Below are 708 nucleotides of genomic sequence, written 5' to 3'. Positions count from 1 at the left end.
AGCATCGGTATTGCGTTGCTCACACCTTAACAGGGCGTTATGGCGCAGGGCGAAAATGGACAAGATCGTAGAACTAATAAAGCAAGATCCGATCAGAGTGGAGGCATTGAAAGTTGTATCTCAACTGGCTTTGCCGCAATGCTATATTGCGGCATGTTTTGTTCGTAACTTGGTTTGGGATTCATTACATAACTTTGATGTGCATACTCCCCTGAATGATGTGGACGTTATCTATTTTGACCCTGACGAGTCTAACCCAGATTCCTATTTGCTTTATGAAGCGCAGCTAAAAAGTTGCATGCCTCAGCTTAACTGGCAAGTGCGTAATCAGGCGCAAATGCATATACGTAATGGAGATTCTCCGTATACAAGTTCTTTGGACGCAATGAGTTACTATCCAGAAAAAGAAACAGCTATTGCTATTCGTCAAACCGCTCAAGATAAGTATGAATGTATTGCTGCTTTTGGGTTTAAATCATTGTTCAATTTCTACGTCACACATAACTCTAAAAGGTCGCGAGAATCCTTTGAAAATCGTGTAAATTCCAAAGGGTGGCTACAACGGTGGTCATCATTAGAAATTGCGCCATAACAAACAGTTCAAGAGGGATTCAGCACGCGTGGCATTTTTGGTATGCGTTGGTTTCGGTGTTGAAGTGCTATGCAGTAACATCGGTATTGCGTGCTTCACCCCTTAACTGGGCGTTA

The 708-nt window shown here is 42.7% G+C and carries 2 protein-coding genes; both read left to right on the top strand.

Annotated elements, in window-relative coordinates:
• Nucleotides 1–55: 55 nt before the first annotated feature.
• Nucleotides 56–592: a nucleotidyltransferase family protein gene (locus MSG33_RS23485; RefSeq protein ID WP_248382327.1), complete on the top strand. Its 537-nt coding sequence runs from the start codon at nt 56–58 to the stop codon at nt 590–592.
• On the top strand, nt 582–698 hold the full coding sequence (locus MSG33_RS23480; protein ID WP_237311579.1) for a DUF3265 domain-containing protein: 117 nt from the start codon (nt 582–584) through the stop codon (nt 696–698). The genes MSG33_RS23485 and MSG33_RS23480 overlap by 11 nt, the downstream gene beginning before the upstream one ends.
• The last annotated feature ends 10 nt before the right edge of the window (nt 699–708 follow it).

It is taken from the genome of Vibrio sp. 1CM7H, from assembly GCF_023161645.1.
GTDB classification, from domain to species: Bacteria; Pseudomonadota; Gammaproteobacteria; order Enterobacterales; family Vibrionaceae; genus Vibrio; species Vibrio diabolicus.
This window is presented reverse-complemented; position numbering and strand designations above follow the sequence as displayed.

Excerpts from the sequence above, each read along its gene's own strand:
- MSG33_RS23485 (WP_248382327.1), top strand. The coding sequence starts at position 56 with ATGGACAAGATCGTAGAACTAATAAAGCAAGATCCGATCAGAGTGGAG.